This window comes from Acinetobacter uliginosus, assembly GCF_044130295.1.
In the GTDB taxonomy this organism is placed as follows: Bacteria; Pseudomonadota; Gammaproteobacteria; order Pseudomonadales; family Moraxellaceae; genus Acinetobacter.
In genome coordinates this window covers 16,247-32,816 of record NZ_JBIQOC010000059.1, presented here as the reverse complement: position 1 = coordinate 32,816, position 16,570 = coordinate 16,247, and the positions used below count along the sequence as shown (strand labels likewise).

Genomic DNA, 16,570 nt, shown 5'->3' with positions numbered 1-16,570 from the left:
GAGGCATAAGTGGACAGATTCCTGACAGGTAAATTGCGCAAGTTACGTAACTTATGATGCTTATGCAATCGGGGTGCTGGGTAACCAATTCTGGATCATAAGCAGCTAAATACGGCTGTTTAATCTCATAGAACTCTGTAACTCAACCCAGAACTATCAGATCAGACAAAGCTGTCTTACTGACTGATTTATCTATATTCTCAGCTATTATAATGTCGTATTTTTGCTAGTTTAAAGGTATGTGAAAACTGATGTATAAGGGAGATGCGATGACAATTAAAGCGAAAATGCAAATGCGCATCAAACGCTCAAAACGTTATGTTTTTATGCGAGATGATTTTAATGACATTGCGAATTATGACCAAATTGGAAGAGTTCTGCGAAACTTAGTTCAAAAGGTGAGCTAATCAAAGTTGGTTATGGTATTTATACCAAAGCAAGAAAAAATCAAATTACCGGTAAAGTAATGCCAGCCTGTCCAGAAGGCGCGGATGCAGTGATCTTAGAGGCATTAAAAAGATTGGATGTGCAGGTTACGTTGGGTGAGGCTAATGAAAAATATTTATCTGGTCAATCCACCCAGATCCCAGCCTTTACTCAAATTAAAACCCCGCGTCGTTTTACACGCCAATTGTCTGTAGGTCGTAGCCAAATTAATGCCTGATATAAAAAATCTGTTTGCAGATGTTGCAGATGTTGCTGATGTGCTTGGTATTGGTGCAACTTCTATTGTTGAAAAAGATTACTATGTTGTCGAGTTATTGAGACTATTACAGTCTCTAGAATTTGAAACGCATGACTTGGTTTTTGCTGGTGGAACTTCTTTAGCTAAAGCAAATATTCAGTTAAATCGGATGTCTGAAGATGTGGACATTAAAATAGTTCCAAAACCGGATAATTCTGATCCTGTGTTTTCAGTGTGACTGTAGACCACATCCATCCTTTATGGATATAAGATTTTAAGACCTCCTCAGGGTTCAGTTTTACAATAGCGCCATCAAGTTCAAGTGTAAGCTCAGGAAATTCATAGTTTATGCACCATTTGGTTGAACCTGCAAAAATATAGCTAAGTAAACTTGGTCGAATTTCCATAATGCCCTAAAGAAAAAATTATTAAAATAATGAAAGATTTGCGAGTAATTATAAAATTATGAGATATTTTTTTCAGCAATAAGTATGGCTTTGTTGCACAAACATTTAAAAGTTAAAGTGCCTTTGTACGCCACGATCAATTCTATAGCCCTGTGAAGCAACAAACTTCGATTCACTTAGATACTGATGTTCTTGCATTTAACGAGACGGGCATCTAATCGAGTTATCGTAAAATTTAAAACATGCTGCCTACGATAGCTCAATTAAAAATATTTGTGTAGATACCTATACCTTGGGGGTAGAACTGGCTGTTTGCTGGCTCGCTACGCAGTGGTCAGCGAACTGCCACTGACTCAGTCCGCAAAACTGAATGGGTTGGATCGCTATACCTATTTAAGTGATGTACTGAATAGGCTGCCGACACATAAAGTGACCCATATAGAATTACTGCTACACGGCTGGAAATCCAACTCAAATTAAAAAATAGCGATGGGGCTCAGCGAAAGCTTACTATGGTTAACGTACTCTTCACTTAGTATCTTCTCTCAAAATTTGAGGCGAGGCACATGATTTTCTGCTCAATTTAAACTGCTTTAACGCCATACCGATCACTTTGACCAAGCTCAAAGATTTATATCTTAGGCGGTTTGTTCACTTGCTTTTTATGACTGAATTTAATCATTTTTGTTGAAACTGTTTATGAAAATTGAGGGGTTGTAACTAATATAGTGGGTGAGCTTGCAGAATATTAGAGATTTTAAAATTATAAGTATTTGAATAATATAATATTGTTATTATTATTCACTAGAAAGCTTTAAAAGTAAATAAAAAAAATGTTATAAAACTTTGTGTGTTAATTTTTGGTCATTTTAGTATGATTTTTGCTCAGTCAGCAAGCAACACTGCCCTCTTTCTTTATCAGTTTGTTCTTCCTTTCGTGACAAAAACACCAAAGCTACCCAAGTTGAAGCAGCAGGTGGGGAGTCTGAAGAAACAGAAACCAGGAAAGGATAAAGAGAAACAAGAGGAATTTGAAAAATGCTATGTGAAGATATGGCAGCAGATTCTCGAGATCTTAAAAACGGACAGTGCCGTGCGTGCATATGTACATTACCTGCCCCAGTTACAACTAATCCGTGAGCTTGATATTTATATTGATCCAGAAGTGCAGGCTGAGGTTTTTGGTCAGTCAGGGAAACTCAGTGCCTATTTTTTGATGACGTTTTTTAACTTGCGCAACGAGGAGGTCAAAAAACAAGTTAAAGAGATCCTGAAAATTAAGCGTCAGTGTGATCTTAGTCCTGAAGAAAAAATTGAATTGTGAGTCATGAAACGTGGCAAAAGTAAAATCTTTAGAAAATCTTTTGAAAGCTCAGCTCACTACTGAAGCGAAAGAATGTGAGAAATTAAATACAGCAGACAAAATAGCTAGTGATAAATTGCGGGTCAAATTCGCGATCCTATACTTGCAACTACAGCAAACTGTGACGTTCACAGAATTTTCTGAATTACATGCAGAGGATGTGCACCAAATTGAGAAATTGAAAGCTAATGCGGCTGAGGTTTACACCTCCATTGTAAGTGGTCGACAATTAGGTAAAGATTATTTATTTGCGGCATTCACTTATTTTGCTACGTATGTTTCTGAACAGCTGGATGAAACCGGTTATTTGCTCTTGCGGGTCAGTTATTTGTTTTACAAGAAATATCAGGCGATTTGTCCGTTAAAGGCTTCTGACGCCAAGCAAAAAGAAATCTGTGATTTGTTGCGCTACATTTGTAAACCGCTGGTTGAGCTTGGTCTGCAACAGCAAGAGGAAAGCAGTGAGGAAAGCGACAGCAGACGATTACTGCAATGCTATTTAGACTTTATGCTGAATCAGGTGCAGTTCAATAAGGAAATTTATGAAAAATGGACGGGCTTTATTCAGGATTTTTCCTTAAAAGGGAGAAAATTTTCAAACTACTTGCGTGCACTGACCATCATTTTTAAACGTCTGGCCGACAAAACAATCGTGTATCGAAAAATCCCCAGGAAAATACGAAGAAAGCGCATACTGCAAAGAATAAAACCTAAAAAACGGAAACCGAGAAAACCAAGACCTAAAAAGCTGAAACCTGTGCCGGATTGGCCCTCGCAACAAGAGGAAGTTGAAGAGGACTACCCGTCGCAGGGGAAGATCACTTTATCTGATTTTCCGGCTGATATCACGTTTGATCCATGGATCGTGATAGATGAAGAGGGCGAGATCGATGCGATTGAACAAGGTTGGCAGATCCAAACCATAGATCCGGGAACTGGTCGTTTTTTTAGATTTGTGAATGAATATGCGACGCATATGTTGCGACATCGACAGCGTCGTTTACAACCGCTGGTGACCAACTCTTATTATATGAGTCAGGATGTAATTCAGCATCTGTTTTACCTATTAAATGGCGAATTAAACAGCCAAGATCCGGACAGTTCTGCCATGGCTGCCGCCTGTTTACTCAGTTTAAGCAGTGGCTTGTCACCTGTTGCACTCCTGAACTATGAACAGCTGATTGAAAAGGGGGTGCTGCGGAAAACGGGGAGCGCCAAGCGGCCGGAATATCAGGTGAGACTGTATCTGGCGATTACTCAGCAAAAAAATGAAAGTTTAATGCCACATCAGTTGAATCATACGGTATCTCATGAGCTGTATCTGTCCAGCAGCTGGTTTGAATATCTACATTTACGTTGTGGTACTGCGCCTGTGACGGTGCAAGAGGTCAATCAATATCTGAAAAAATGCATAGCAGGACAACAGCTTGGTTCAATCACTGTCGAAAAGTTACAGGCACAGTTGTACTTCCATGTTTTTCACCACACGTTTAATGAATATATTGCACATGTGCTGTCGGGCAAAGATAGTTCTCATGATCTTCCTGGCAGTTTTTACGGGGGTGTTGCAAAGAAGCAGCTGAATGAGAAGTACCGGATTTATCTGAATACGCTGTGCAGACCGGACACTGAAGCCGGGATCAAGATCGTCGAGCAGCAGTTTGAAAGCTCGAGTGAAGCGGATACCACCCGGCTGGGGAGTCAATTGGCCCTGACTCCGGATTTTGTGTCCGATTTCTTCCAGCAGCTGCACAAGGTCTGTCATGAGAAAATTCAGTTGCATCAGCACCTGATCGAGCGGATCAATGCCTACAGTTTGTGGATGTGGCATATCAGCCTGTTATGTTTAACACGACGTCCGCAAGAACATTTGTTGGGGGAGTGTAGTGCTTATGATCTGGATTTAAGACTGTTGTATGTGAATGATAAAAAGAATAGCCAATCACGTAAGGATGGGCGTTTTATTCCGTTAGCGAAGTTTTTTACTCAGGCTTTTAAGCATTATCTCGATTTCTTAAACAGTGTGGTCACTCACTATGCTGACTTACTGAAATTTGTCTTCAAGAAAAATATCACCCTTGAAGATCTGTTTGGCAAGGTGATTGTCTATCCGGGAAGCCTGCCGGTGACGGCTCAAGCATGGGACAGCCCTAAAATCAGGATCAAGCCTCTCAGCCGAGCTTGGGTGAATGAAGCGTTGTCGCGCTATGTCTCAGCGCCTATTTACAATAACTGGCTGCGCCATTTTGCAATGAATATGCTGATGGATCATGGAGTGGCGTTTAATGTGATTCAGGCCTTGTACGGCCATGATCAACGCGATCAGGAGCTGTTTTATCGTTATTCCTCAGCCTCCTTGTATCAGTATATATGCCATGTCAGTCAAGGCATCGATGAGATGATCAAGATATTGCAGGTTGAGCATTTATCCAGTCCGATGCCAGAAAAGGATAAAGCACATGACAAAGCATGATGTGATTGCTGCGCATATTGGTGAGCAAGTTGAACTGACTTTTCAGCAGATGCTCCAATCGATTGCAGGGCGTAAAAGAAGTACGACAGATATTGATAAAGGGCTTGAGAAAATCTGGCTAGATTTTCAGTCAGCGCTGAAGAAATTTTTGAAGAACCATAAGCTTAGCACGGCAACACTCAGAGCCCCTTATCTACAACAGAGCGAAGCCTATTTTTTTCAGCTTAAAGAGAATTATTTGATCGATCTGAGCGAAACACAAGAGGCTTATCCGATTAAAATCATGTCCCTGATATATGAAAATATCAAGCAGCAAGTCGAAGCGGATTTTAATAAGATGTCGGATATCATTAAAAAACATCAGGGTAATACGCTTGAGATCGATAGCGAAATTGAGAAAATTTGGGTGGATTGTCAGGAAGAAATCAAGGCGTTTTTAAAGGATAAAAAGATTGCCACGGTCGCGCTGAGAGCCCCTTATTTACAATGGGCTGAAGACTGTTTGATTAAGCGTAAAGAGGCTGATGAAAGCGCATCGGAAGATGCTTATCTGATTAAGATTCCATCAACCATTTATCATCAGATTGCTCAGCAAGTGGCCTTTACTTTTCAACAAATGAAGGAGGCTATTGCAGGACAGAAGGATAGCCAGCAGGAGGTCGATGACCAGATTGCCCGAATCTGGGCGAATTTCGCCAAAGGACTGGAGACTTTCTTAAGGAACAAAGACTTCACCACTCGTGCCAAGCGCAAACCGTATATCAAACACAGTGAAGCCAGTTTTTTAGCCTGTTTAGAACAGTATCAGAATGAGGAACAACAGCCTTATCCGATTAAGCTGCGTCCCACGACGCTGTTTTCTGATCCGCCACCGCGGCAGATTCTCAGCACTGAAGCCAGACTGCGGTTGGGACAGCAGCATTTTCATATTGCCAGAGGACTGAAGGCGTATTGGCGTAGCGAGACACTGCAGATGCCAACAGCACAACAGTGCTTGGGTCATCTGTATTTAAGTCTGATTTATTGTTCAGGCTGTAGTGATCTCACTCAGCTGGTCGCCATCGGCAATCGTCTGCTGGAGGAGGAGAAAGAGAAGGAGAAAATGAGCAATCCGTTGTCTGGGTATTCAACACTGTATCGAAGTGACTATAAAAAAATTACCAATCCACTGGTTCTCAGCTACAGCATGCCACACCGCTATTACGGCAATGAAATTAAAGACAAGATGATTTATCAGTGGCGGCATGTCTGGTTCAATCCTTATGCACAACTTTTTTTACACATCCTGAAACAGCAAGCAGAGGACCTGCAACCACAACATCCGCGCAAGGTGCTGGAAGCGATTCTGAGTGTGTTCGAGAATCTTAAAAAACAGCTCAAGGTCTCGGAACAGATTTCGGCATTAAAAAAAATCTTGCGATCCGAGGATCAGGATCTCATTGAGATCACTGCACTCAAGCCCTTTCAGCATGTCAACCTGGCGCTGGAAATCCATCCCGACTTGAGTCTGGATATGTGTTTAAGTGAAGTGTTGCAGAATCATCTAAAAACTGTGTCTTTAACGGCAGAAGACCAAGGTGTAGCCTGGTTTAATACCTTGAAATCCACGACTGATCTTGTCAAAGTAGAACATGGGATCCTCCCGTTAGAGACTGAAACAGCCAAACCGGTGGCTATCACGGCACATCAGCAACTGAAAGAGCTTCCATTTGAGTTGGAGTTTTTTGAACAAGAGCGAGCCCCGGCAGGGAAAAATAAGCAAAGCCAAAGACAACGCGATGAGCAACAGTTTAAGCAATGGCGCAATATCCGAACCCGGTTAAAGGCAAAGAAGGCAGCCTTAAAGGGTGACAATTATAAAGAAAGCAATCTGATAGAAGCACAGTTAAGACTATTGAGCTGGATCTTTTATTTGAGAAAAGAAGAAAAAGAAAACGGCAAGAAATTAAAATTGAGTAGTATCAAGCGTTATCTGAGCAGTTTTGCGAAAGACTATTTCTGTCATATCTATATGTATGACAATGACCTTGAACAGATGAATGTAGAGCACTATGAGCAATTGTATGCCTCCATCCTGAACAGCATCGATGAACGTGCTGAAACACAGCGTGAATACACAGACACTCGCACTCAGGGTCGGGCACAATATGCCTTTGGACGACTGAAAGATTTTCATGCCTTTTGCCAGAAAGAATATGCGGAGAATGTGCCAGCGGTCAGCAGCTTTGACCACAGTGATTTTCAACGTATCCAGTTCTGTCAAGCCAAGCTCATCAGCCCACAGCTGTTTATTCAATTAAAAAAAAGAGTCATTCAGAAAATTGAGGCCTGTTCAACTCAAAAAGAAAAAGTCCATCTGCAGCTGTTGCTGCTGATGTACCTCCTGGCTTATCGTTTGGGATGTCGACTCAATGAAATCCGGGGACTGACGCTGGGGGAAATCATTTGTCCTCAACTGCTGTGGAAAGACGATCCAGGCAATCAAACGGTCGCCATACGCATCACCTTGAAAAATAATGTCTATCGACGACTGAAAAGCCAAAATGCGCAACGTCAACTCGATTTGAACGCGGTATTACTGGATGATGAACTGCAAGCGGTGAAAAGCTATCTTCTGCATTGTTTTCAGCAGCCGAATAATAAAAAGGCGAACGAGCAGCTGGTTTTTGAGATCGGTGGAGAAATCCTGAGCGAGCTGTATATCTCAAAAATGACCCGGCTGCTGTTCGATGAAATCATCAAGCCAGATCACGGCTATACCTTCCACAGTTTCCGCCATAGTGCCGCCAATCATTTGGCAATCGCCTGGTTGGGATCGAAAGAAATGGTGATGACCTATACCGACTACAGCTGGCAGCAGGCTAAGTCCATGCGCAAGCATCTGTTCGGTGAACAGGCAATCAGGCATGAAGCGGTGATTCAGCATAAATGGCGTTTGCTGGCCGATTGGATGGGGCATAGCTCGATTGAACAAACGGCCTCACACTACCTGCATACCCTGGATCTGCTGGCGATTGATCGAATTTACAATACGCCCTGTGTAGTTCATCCTGCTGTTCTGAATAGGCATTATGATCGTGAAGAAACTGAAGCGGTGGATCTGAATCGCGACCGCCAACACCGAAAGTGCTTTGAACGTGATCAACCGGTGTTGGGTATTGATCAGAAAGTACAACCTTATCTGATGCCCAAGATGCAATTCGAGCTGAAGCCATTATCCTACAAGGTCATCTACACGTATCTCAACACATATCAAGATGCAGAGATCCAAGCACCTCATATAGTGGATAACCTACATATTTGGGTTAAGCGTGCGCTTTGGCTTGCTGCAAAATGGCAAGTCCCTTCATTCAGTAAACTTGGATGGAATTTGGACAATGCTGCATCGATCGAGAAAAAGTACTTAAGCGACCTATATGACAAGCAGATCAAAACCAAGCTGAAGCCAAAGAGCCTACAGCTATTTATCGCATTAAAAGATCTTTTAAAGGAGAAAGTTCTGTCGGCTTTAGCTGTATTGATTCAGCATGGCAAACTCAGAAGAAACCAGTTTTGTTTCCAATGTCGTTTTGATGCCCAGCAAAAGCCAAAAATGGATTGGGCAATGCAGGATTTTATCGAGGGGATGCAGCTGTTGTTACCTGAGGAAGTCCAATTGCAGTACGATAACTATCCGGTGGATCTCACGCAAAAAAGTCGTGAGATTCACGTCTATTTTATCGATCAACAAAGCAATAAAAACATCACATTATCCCTTGCATTTGATTTGCTACTGGAAGCTGTACAACACCCTTCCTTATGGGAATAGCCTAAGCAGATATCGTTCAATTTAAGGGGCCCAGGCCTTTGCTTTGTCAAAATCTGATTTGCCAAGCAAAGGCCTGGGTTTCCGCGAATTTGATTTTTTGTTTTAATTATTCTCATGATTTTAATTCATTGAGGTCCTTTCATAGAATTAAAAAATAAATGTAGCTAGTGCTTCAAAAAGTATGCTGCATAGATTTTGAGCTAAATAGGCATCCTTGGATGTATTGAAAATACAGGGATTTTTTCGGTTAAAATTTTTAAAAAATAAGCCAGCATTAAATTTGAAACACCACCAGAAAATGAATAAAAAAGTCTAATTTGGTTTGACCAAAGTAAAAGATACAAATATGATAACTACATTACAGCAAAATCTGTAATCAGGCGTGGAAACCTGGAAATTACTACAGAAGCATTAAAGCCGCTTTAGCGGTTTTTTTGTGCTTATTATGCTTAGCTTGCCATTGTGGTAGGCCAGGCAGGGCAGTCTATGACTGGCCGTCTTCTGTAGTGCGGTATTTCCACCCCTGTTTGGTCTACCTCCATCTTGTGGAAAAGATGGTTGTAGATAGTAAACTCTAAACTACAGGAATTAAGCATGAACATTTTATTATCTCAAATCCCCATTTCTCTTACGTTTCTTTTGTTAGCGCTGACCGAATATTGACGGTCATTTAACTCATCGCTTTAACCAAATTGAACGATATGCACTTTCAAATTTCATACTTTATCGAATATAGGAAAGTGCTGCCTGGAGAAAATAAAAATGGGTCCAACACGATTACTAACGAATATTATTCAGCGTAAAGTCATGTCACTAGCAGAAATGTCTCCTTCAAAGCAACGAGATAATTTTGAGGTCACACTGACTGATTTTGCCCGGCACGAAATCCTTAAATGTTTATTCAAAGCCGATAATCAGCGCTCTACTGAATATTGGAGTGTGCAAGAAATTGCAAACTTTATTGAGGATTGCACAGAAGATCAGAATATCAATTTGTGTATCTTGTATTGGAAAGATATCAAAAACAACATTTATATTATCGATGGGGCGCATCGTCTTTCGAGTATTTATGCGTGGATCAATCGATATTTTGCTGATGAACAAGTCAATCAAGCACCTAACTTTAATGACCAACAGAAAGAGGATATTCGTTACCTCCGAAATCATTTAGGGGATCTGGCTGACTTCCAAAAAATTTGTACTGATGCCAAATTTGCAGAACAAAAGTCCAAATTAGAAGATATTAAAATCAGTTTCAGGCAAGTGCTTGGTACTCCAGAAGATGCACGACGCGTATTTCAATCAATTAACTCAGATACTAAACGCCTGGATAAATATGAGGAATATCATCTAAGAAGTCGGGGGAGTGATGCATATTATGCGATCTATGCCTGTTGCTATATCAATGACAATAAATCCAATTTAGAAGAGCTTCAATATACACGTTTAAATGAGCTGATCGAGTTGGGGGAGAAGATCCATCAGCTGCTTTTCTCTACCATCTTATTAGACACTGAAATGAGTCATGGCAAAAAAATTGGCTTGGTCAATGAACTCATGAATATCATTGCGGGTGATCAGATTCATAATATTATGAGCCTGAATCAGGGTGAACGCGTTGAAAAGCTCATGTCGCATCTGTTTACGATCCTTTGCAGAATGGCAACTCCTGTAAAAAATACTGGGGTTCCGAGTTTGGGTTTACATCCATTCTTATATTTTTATAAAGACCAGCGTTTTCAGATTACTTCCTTTCTCGCATGGTTTGCTATTGTGTTTGAAATTCATGAAAGCATCATGCAGATTCATCATAGAACGATTAGCTTTAAAGAGTTTACACGCGTCCGCAGTAGTATTGAATTCTTGATTGCCAATTTTCCAGTGGCTATCACTGAAACGGTCGGCAAGTTCGGGAGTGGTATTAAAGGCTATGATCGACTGCAAATCGTTTATAAGGCATTTATCTGTTTAAGCCTAGAAATGGATATTGATTTTAAAGATAAAGAATGCCTGAATACCTTCATTTTGTCGATGTCAAAGGCTTTTAAGTACATAAACTTTAACGAGTTTTACTCTGAAAGATTTTTGGGTAATTATGATGATGGGGTTGTAGAGCATGTAGTCGGATATGTGGAATCGATTAGCCCGATCTCTCGATCAAAGCCCAAGGCCTTTTCAGCATTAACCAAAAATTTGCTTAAGCATAATTTTCTGGTGGGTAATCATAACTTTTGCCCCATTTGTGATGGATTAATCTATCTCGATTCTACTGAATCGGATCATCGGATTGCCAAAGCCGCAGGTGGCCAAGGGGTGCTAGAGAATGGTCTGCTGGTTCATCCACTCTGTAATAGAATGAAATCAGATCTCAGCTTAGAAGAGATCAGAGCGGATTTGTTTGGTGAGTTATTGTATTAATCAGCAGGGCTATGATCTTGTTTTCTCAAGTGTATTAATTAATGATAAATCACATGATTCAACTTTTGATATATTTAGCCAGTGTAGCTTTTCTTAATTAAATGCAGAATCATAGCTAGAACCTAGCTGTAGTTTCTGAATGACCGTCAAGGTCCTTAGTTTTGCCCATTGATCCCTCTCTGGGCATTTTTTTTGATCAAAATATAACGCTATTCTTGCTAAAAATTGAATATTAATTTTTAACGAAAATTATGTGTAGACAGGTCTAGATAAATTTTTATTCCATTTACTATTCACTCAATTTGTATAGCAGATAAAAGGGAGCATCAATAATCAAAAATACAGAATTCGGATTGATGTCTTAGATAAAAAAACCTACCAAATTTCGTCTAAAGAGTAGACCTGGTATCTTGGAGCTTGTCGTGATTAGCTTCTCTAAACGGCTATAACAGCAGTTTAGAATTTTAAATATTTCACATGAACTGGAAACTTTCTTTGTAATTAAATATATTTTCACTTGGCATCTAAACTTTGATAGAATAAATTAAAACTTTAGAGTTTAAGTGTAAACAATGAGAAAAACTAATATTCGACGTGATAGCTACTTAAAATTTCTGAATACATGGCAAAACCGTGATGTCATTAAAGTGCTTTCGGGTGTACGTCGCTCTGGAAAATCCACCTTGCTGGCGATGTTTCAACAAGACTTAAAAGCACAGGGTGTACAAGCCGAAAACATCATTGCCATCAACTTTGAATTTATGGAATTTGAAGAACTCACCGATTACCGCAAACTACATGATTATGTACTGTCAAAAGTTGATGAAAGCAAGAAAAACTATGTTTTTTTAGATGAAATACAACATGTTACCAATTTTGAAAAAGTAGTCGACTCTTTATATGTTCGGGATTATATCGATTTATATATTACAGGTTCAAATGCATTCTTTCTAAGTGGAGAACTTGCGACGTTACTCACAGGACGCTATATCGAGCAACATGTTTTACCCTTGTCATTCCAAGAGTTTAAACAGTGGCATATTGAAAATAATCCGATCATCCAACAATTATCCAATCGTGATTTGTATGCCATGTACACGCGCAGTAGTTTCCCCTATACGCTTGCCATGACCAGCCAGCAGGAAACCTATGATTACTTGCAAGCAGTCTATGCCAGTGTAATGTTTAAAGATGTTATTCCCCGTTTGAATACTGCCGATATTAACTCTCTCGAGCGTGTCGCAAGATATTTGGCAAGCGTGACAGGCTCACCCATTTCCATCAATAAAATTAAAAATACCTTTGTTTCAAGTGGGGTTAAAATCTCATTTGAAACAGTAAAACGCTATATTCAGGGCTTACAGGACAGTTTGCTATTTTATAGCGCCGCACAATTTAAAGTACGTGGGCGTGAGTTATTACAATCCTCTGAAAAATACTATTTAGTTGATGTTGGATTGCGCCGCATTATGTTGCCTGATGCTAATGCTGATCAAGGTCATATCTTAGAAAATGTGATTTATCTTGAGCTTGTCAGACGAGGCTATACGGTCTATGTAGGGCGGGTTGATGAATATGAAATTGATTTTGTTGCTGTCGATACTTTACAAAATTTAACTTATTATCAGGTGGCATTAGAAACTCTCAATGAGGAGACACTAAGCCGAGAGTTACGTCCATTACAGAAAATTTCTGATTCGTATCCCAAGTATTTACTTACCTTAGACACGATAGGGACTGAAGCCAATTATAATGGTATTGTAAAAATGAACGCTCTCGATTGGTTACTGTCTAAAAATAAGTAAAGTGGAGTGTAGGCATCGACAATCCAATTTCTCGATCAAAGCCCAAGGCCTTTTTCAGCATTAACCAAAAATTTGCTTAAGCATAATTTTCTAGTGGGTAATCATAACTTTTGCCCCATTTGTGATGGATTAATCTATCTCGATTCTACTGAATCGGATCATCGGATTGCCAAAGCCGCAGGTGGGCAAGGTGTGCTAGAAAATGGTCTGCTGGTTCATCCGCTCTGTAATAGAAGAAAATCAGATCTCAGCTTAGAAGAGATAGAGCGGATTTGTTTGACGAGCTTTTGTACTCATCTATCAGCAAGATACGGCTTTGGTCTGGCTGATTTACCCTAACCAGCCTACTCTTGTTCTTAACCTGAACATAACGCCTAAACGATCCGATTCTATAAAGTTGGATCGTTGATTAAGCCGTTTTTAAGGACTGATTTCTATATATACAGGGGGCAGTCCTTTTGATATCACCTTGATTCATCCTATTGAAATATTGATGTTACAAAATAGCACTATTCATGTGATTGATTTAAATCGAATAGGGGATTGAAAAATGAAAAGTTTACTAACAACATTACAAGGCTTATTAGTACGTGAGCCGTCAGATTTAACCTCACAAACAATTGCTAAAATGGATTTAACCATTCATCGCCAATACCAAGATCAACAGGTGATACTATTGCGTACTGACTATTTAGAATAGTCTGAAGAATTTAAAAAAACATACAAAATAATGAAGCTATAAAAAAGCTCCTTTAAAAAACCGCAATTCATTAAAACTACAACAAAACTTACTTTTAAGCTGTGCGATCAGCAACATGCTGTGAGCCACAGTCGCTGATTTAAATAACAGATAGTGTAGTAGCGAGAATCGCGCTGTAGTTTCTGAAGGATCTTAATATCCTTAGTTTGCCCACTCACCCATGTGGGCATTTTTTTTGATCAAAATACAATGCTGTTCTTGCTAAAAAATGACAGCGCCTACAATAAAACAAAATATTCCAAAAAATACCCAAAGCCAGACATTTGATCTGGATGTTTCCATACTTGGGCTATTTAAGGGTGGTGGTTGCTGAGAGGAATGCTGTGGGTCATTGGGATTCTTTGTGTAAGGTCGATGTTTGGAATAGGAGAGTCCGGTTCCTGGAATACCCACGCTGGTTCGAGTACCTTTTTTACCAATATTTAGAGAAGCACCGGGTTTGCCAATGCTCGCACTGCTAATGCCCTTATGCGTCAGATTAATTTTTAATCCGGGTAGCAGTTTAATACTCTTGCGAAATCTAAAGCCCATATTTTCCCCATTTGCAAAACCAGTTCGCTGTGTATTTTAGTTGATAGAGGTAAATTCAGAGAATCTCAAATCCTCATCTACATCGCTAATCGACTGTCCCCATAGAGACATCCGTATATTTTTTATCTGTTGATTGCAATACTACCTTAAAATACCGTCAAAAATCTTTACTGTATATTTGCTGTAGGGTAATCTTAAAACTGCTATTTATTGACTGATTGGTATATGACGACAGATAAGCATGAAGTCCTTCTACGAATGCGAGCGATCGAGCTGCTTGCTTACTGGGAGGGTCGTTTGGTCACCAATCGTTTGATGAGCTGGTTTGGGCTTAGTCGACAGCAGGCTTCTGCTGATATCAAACGCTATAATACGCTGTATAACCCCGATGCCTTGATCCATGATCCCTCTGTAAAGGGCTATGTGCCTAAAGCCAGTTTTCAACCGGTACTGACTACAGCGCATATCAATGAGTATCTCAACATGCTCTCGGGTTTGGTCAGTGAATCGCATGCCCTGATTGCGACACCAGAACCGAATCTCTCAGCGGTACAGTTGCCCGATCGCAGTGTGCGTCCTGAAGTCATCAGGGAAGTGTTGCGTGCCTGTCGAACACGAAGCTGTCTAAAAATTATTTATGCCTCAATGCATCAACCACAGTGGCATGAGCGCATGATTTCCCCGCATACCCTGGTTTATACCGGATTCCGTTGGCATGTTCGTGCCTATTGCCATCAGAGCAAGCAGTTTAAGGATTTTTTACTCTCCAGGATTGATCGCACACCTGTTGTGGTGGCGATTGATACAGTAGACCCTGTTCAGGACCAACACTGGCATGAAGAAATCATGCTGACGCTGATGCCTAATCCAAAATTGAATGAATCACAAAAAGCCCTGGTCGAAAAAGACTTTGGCATGCCGGATGGCAGATTACAGATTTCGGTCAAAAAAGCCCTGGCTCACTATACCTTGCAGCGCTATCAGGCCGCGATCACGCTGGCTGAGGCGGAAGATGCCTTGAAATATCCTCTGGTGTTACAACGTTCAGATATCGAAAAACTGTCATCTTCTCTGTTTGATCAGGCGTCATAAGGAGATTGGCCATGATGGATCAATTTCATTATGACAGTGACCTGAGTGGTGGTTCACTGATGGTGCGTGAAAGCCGGCTGATCGCGGATCTGTTATTACGAGAAGCGACTCCAGAACAATGGCATCAGGCCATTCAGATTGACAATATTCTACAAAAAAGAACGCCTGCTTCAGCTCAACGCAATGCCACCGCTATTCGTAAGCGTCTGGAGCGCTTAGAGCCTGATTTCTGGAAAGCTTTGCGTGATGGGGATGATGAGCTGGCGACTCAGGTGGCTTTTTGTGGCGCATTGGAACGCAATCTCTTGCTACTTGAGTTTATGGAAACGGTGATAAGGGATGCCTATATCTCTCAAGCTCAATATCTGGATAGTTATATCTGGTCCGATTTTTTGGAGGAGCGTTCACAACGAGATCCGGATATCTGTGATTGGAAAGAGTCCAGCAAGAAAAAAATGGGGCAGGTGGTGTTTCGCATGCTGGCAGAAGCCGGTTACTTAAAAAGTACCCGTAAGCTGGAGTTGCAGCGTGTGATCGTCAGAGCAGAGCTGCGTAGCCTGTTGGAAGAACATTATAAACAACGCATTAAAAGATCTATGGAAGTGTCGCTATGGACGCGGTAGTTGTAGAGGGGGCAGCAATGAGTCAAAAAATACATGAGCGTCTGAATCAGATTCCAGAGCGAATACTTTCAACCGAGTTTCTCACCGGTCAAGGATTGGGCAATGAAATTGGCTTCTGGATTTTTGATTATGCACCTGAAGATGAGTTGAAAGTGCGCGAATATCTGCATTTTCTAGACGGGATGCTGGAGAAAAAACACAGTCAGCTGAAGGTGGTGAATATCAACCTGCTGCAAGCCGTGGTGGATTATCTGGCTGAGCGTAACTTCATCGATAAAGCCATTCAAATGCAAAAAGCCAAAGGCGATGAGGCGCTGCTCAAAGCGTTGAAAGGCCCATTGCATATGGATAAGTTCGCGCCCTATCTGGTGAGTAAATATGCCACCAATGCGCAAGATATTGTGTTGATGACTGGGGTAGGGTCGGTTTGGCCACTGTTACGTGCCCATCACTTATTGAACAGTTTGCATTCGTTACTGGGGCATAAGCCAGTGGTGCTGTTTTACCCAGGTTATTACGACGGTCAGGCGATGAGTTTATTTGGAAAAATTCCAAGCAATAATTACTACAGAGCATTCAGATTAGTGCCTTAAACACGGCAAATA

The 16,570-nt window shown here is 40.8% G+C and carries 13 protein-coding genes and 4 pseudogenes; 15 read left to right on the top strand and 2 right to left on the bottom strand.

Going from position 1 to position 16,570, the window contains the following annotated elements; translation table 11 throughout:
* Window positions 1-269 precede the first annotated feature (269 nt).
* The 3 genes from ACE01T_RS11780 to ACE01T_RS11770 are packed head-to-tail and all read left to right on the top strand — an operon-like array spanning window position 270 to window position 923.
* A complete protein-coding gene (locus ACE01T_RS11780; protein ID WP_395519323.1) occupies window positions 270-407 on the top strand; it encodes a hypothetical protein in 138 nt (45 codons plus the stop codon).
* Between the two features lie 59 nt (window positions 408-466).
* Window positions 467-664, top strand: a complete 198-nt coding sequence (locus ACE01T_RS11775) for a hypothetical protein (protein WP_395519322.1) — start codon at window positions 467-469, stop codon at window positions 662-664.
* Window positions 657-923, top strand: coding sequence for a nucleotidyl transferase AbiEii/AbiGii toxin family protein (locus ACE01T_RS11770; RefSeq protein ID WP_395519321.1), 267 nt, complete (start codon window positions 657-659; stop codon window positions 921-923). The genes ACE01T_RS11775 and ACE01T_RS11770 overlap by 8 nt, the downstream gene beginning before the upstream one ends.
* On the opposite strand, the pseudogene ACE01T_RS17730 reads toward ACE01T_RS11770, so the two are convergent.
* A pseudogene (locus ACE01T_RS17730) lies at window positions 877-1,092 on the bottom strand (hypothetical protein); the annotation flags it as partial. The gene ACE01T_RS11770 and the pseudogene ACE01T_RS17730 sit on opposite strands and share 47 nt — an antisense overlap.
* A gap of 125 nt (window positions 1,093-1,217) precedes the next feature.
* Between ACE01T_RS17730 and ACE01T_RS11765 the strand changes: the two are divergent.
* The 9 genes and pseudogenes from ACE01T_RS11765 to ACE01T_RS11725 all read left to right on the top strand — a co-directional run.
* A pseudogene (locus tag ACE01T_RS11765) lies at window positions 1,218-1,292 on the top strand (BrnA antitoxin family protein); the annotation flags it as partial.
* Between the two features lie 102 nt (window positions 1,293-1,394).
* Window positions 1,395-1,572 (top strand): annotated as a pseudogene (locus ACE01T_RS11760) (transposase domain-containing protein); the annotation flags it as partial.
* 394 nt (window positions 1,573-1,966) lie between these two features.
* Entirely contained in the window at window positions 1,967-2,416 is a 450-nt protein-coding gene (locus ACE01T_RS11755; RefSeq protein ID WP_089606550.1) for a hypothetical protein, read from the top strand.
* A gap of 10 nt (window positions 2,417-2,426) precedes the next feature.
* Window positions 2,427-4,928 (top strand): hypothetical protein, encoded by a 2,502-nt coding sequence (locus ACE01T_RS11750; RefSeq protein ID WP_395519320.1) that lies wholly within the window; start codon window positions 2,427-2,429, stop codon window positions 4,926-4,928.
* Window positions 4,915-8,736, top strand: a complete 3,822-nt coding sequence (locus tag ACE01T_RS11745) for a site-specific integrase (protein ID WP_395519319.1) — start codon at window positions 4,915-4,917, stop codon at window positions 8,734-8,736. Before ACE01T_RS11750 ends, ACE01T_RS11745 begins: the two co-directional genes overlap by 14 nt.
* A 762-nt stretch (window positions 8,737-9,498) precedes the next feature.
* The gene (locus ACE01T_RS11740) at window positions 9,499-11,154 is read left to right on the top strand and encodes an HNH endonuclease signature motif containing protein (RefSeq protein WP_253145795.1); all 1,656 of its coding nucleotides are present in this window, start codon (window positions 9,499-9,501) and stop codon (window positions 11,152-11,154) included.
* Window positions 11,155-11,726: 572 nt separating this feature from the next.
* On the top strand, window positions 11,727-12,959 hold the full coding sequence (locus tag ACE01T_RS11735) for an ATP-binding protein (RefSeq protein WP_395519318.1): 1,233 nt from the start codon (window positions 11,727-11,729) through the stop codon (window positions 12,957-12,959).
* A 20-nt stretch (window positions 12,960-12,979) separates the two neighbouring features.
* Window positions 12,980-13,288 (top strand): annotated as a pseudogene (locus ACE01T_RS11730) (HNH endonuclease signature motif containing protein); the annotation flags it as partial.
* Between the two features lie 221 nt (window positions 13,289-13,509).
* Window positions 13,510-13,659 (top strand): hypothetical protein, encoded by a 150-nt coding sequence (locus ACE01T_RS11725; protein WP_225554346.1) that lies wholly within the window; start codon window positions 13,510-13,512, stop codon window positions 13,657-13,659.
* A 261-nt stretch (window positions 13,660-13,920) separates the two neighbouring features.
* Here ACE01T_RS11725 and ACE01T_RS11720 read toward each other — a convergent pair whose 3' ends face one another.
* The gene (locus ACE01T_RS11720) at window positions 13,921-14,250 is read right to left on the bottom strand and encodes a DUF4236 domain-containing protein (protein ID WP_395519317.1); all 330 of its coding nucleotides are present in this window, start codon (window positions 14,248-14,250) and stop codon (window positions 13,921-13,923) included.
* Window positions 14,251-14,475: 225 nt separating this feature from the next.
* Here ACE01T_RS11720 and ACE01T_RS11715 point away from each other — a divergent pair, with 225 nt between their 5' ends.
* Genes ACE01T_RS11715 through ACE01T_RS11705 form a run of 3 tightly spaced genes read left to right on the top strand, consistent with a single transcriptional unit; the run spans window position 14,476 to window position 16,558 of the window.
* Complete coding sequence (locus tag ACE01T_RS11715) at window positions 14,476-15,342, top strand: BrxR family helix-turn-helix transcriptional regulator (protein WP_395519316.1); 867 nt, start codon at window positions 14,476-14,478, stop codon at window positions 15,340-15,342.
* 11 nt (window positions 15,343-15,353) lie between these two features.
* Window positions 15,354-15,965: a DUF1819 family protein gene (locus ACE01T_RS11710; protein ID WP_395519315.1), complete on the top strand. Its 612-nt coding sequence runs from the start codon at window positions 15,354-15,356 to the stop codon at window positions 15,963-15,965.
* 17 nt (window positions 15,966-15,982) lie between these two features.
* Window positions 15,983-16,558 carry a DUF1788 domain-containing protein gene (locus ACE01T_RS11705; protein ID WP_004281985.1) on the top strand — a complete coding sequence of 192 codons (576 nt, stop codon included), beginning with the start codon at window positions 15,983-15,985 and terminating at the stop codon, window positions 16,556-16,558.
* The last annotated feature ends 12 nt before the right edge of the window (window positions 16,559-16,570 follow it).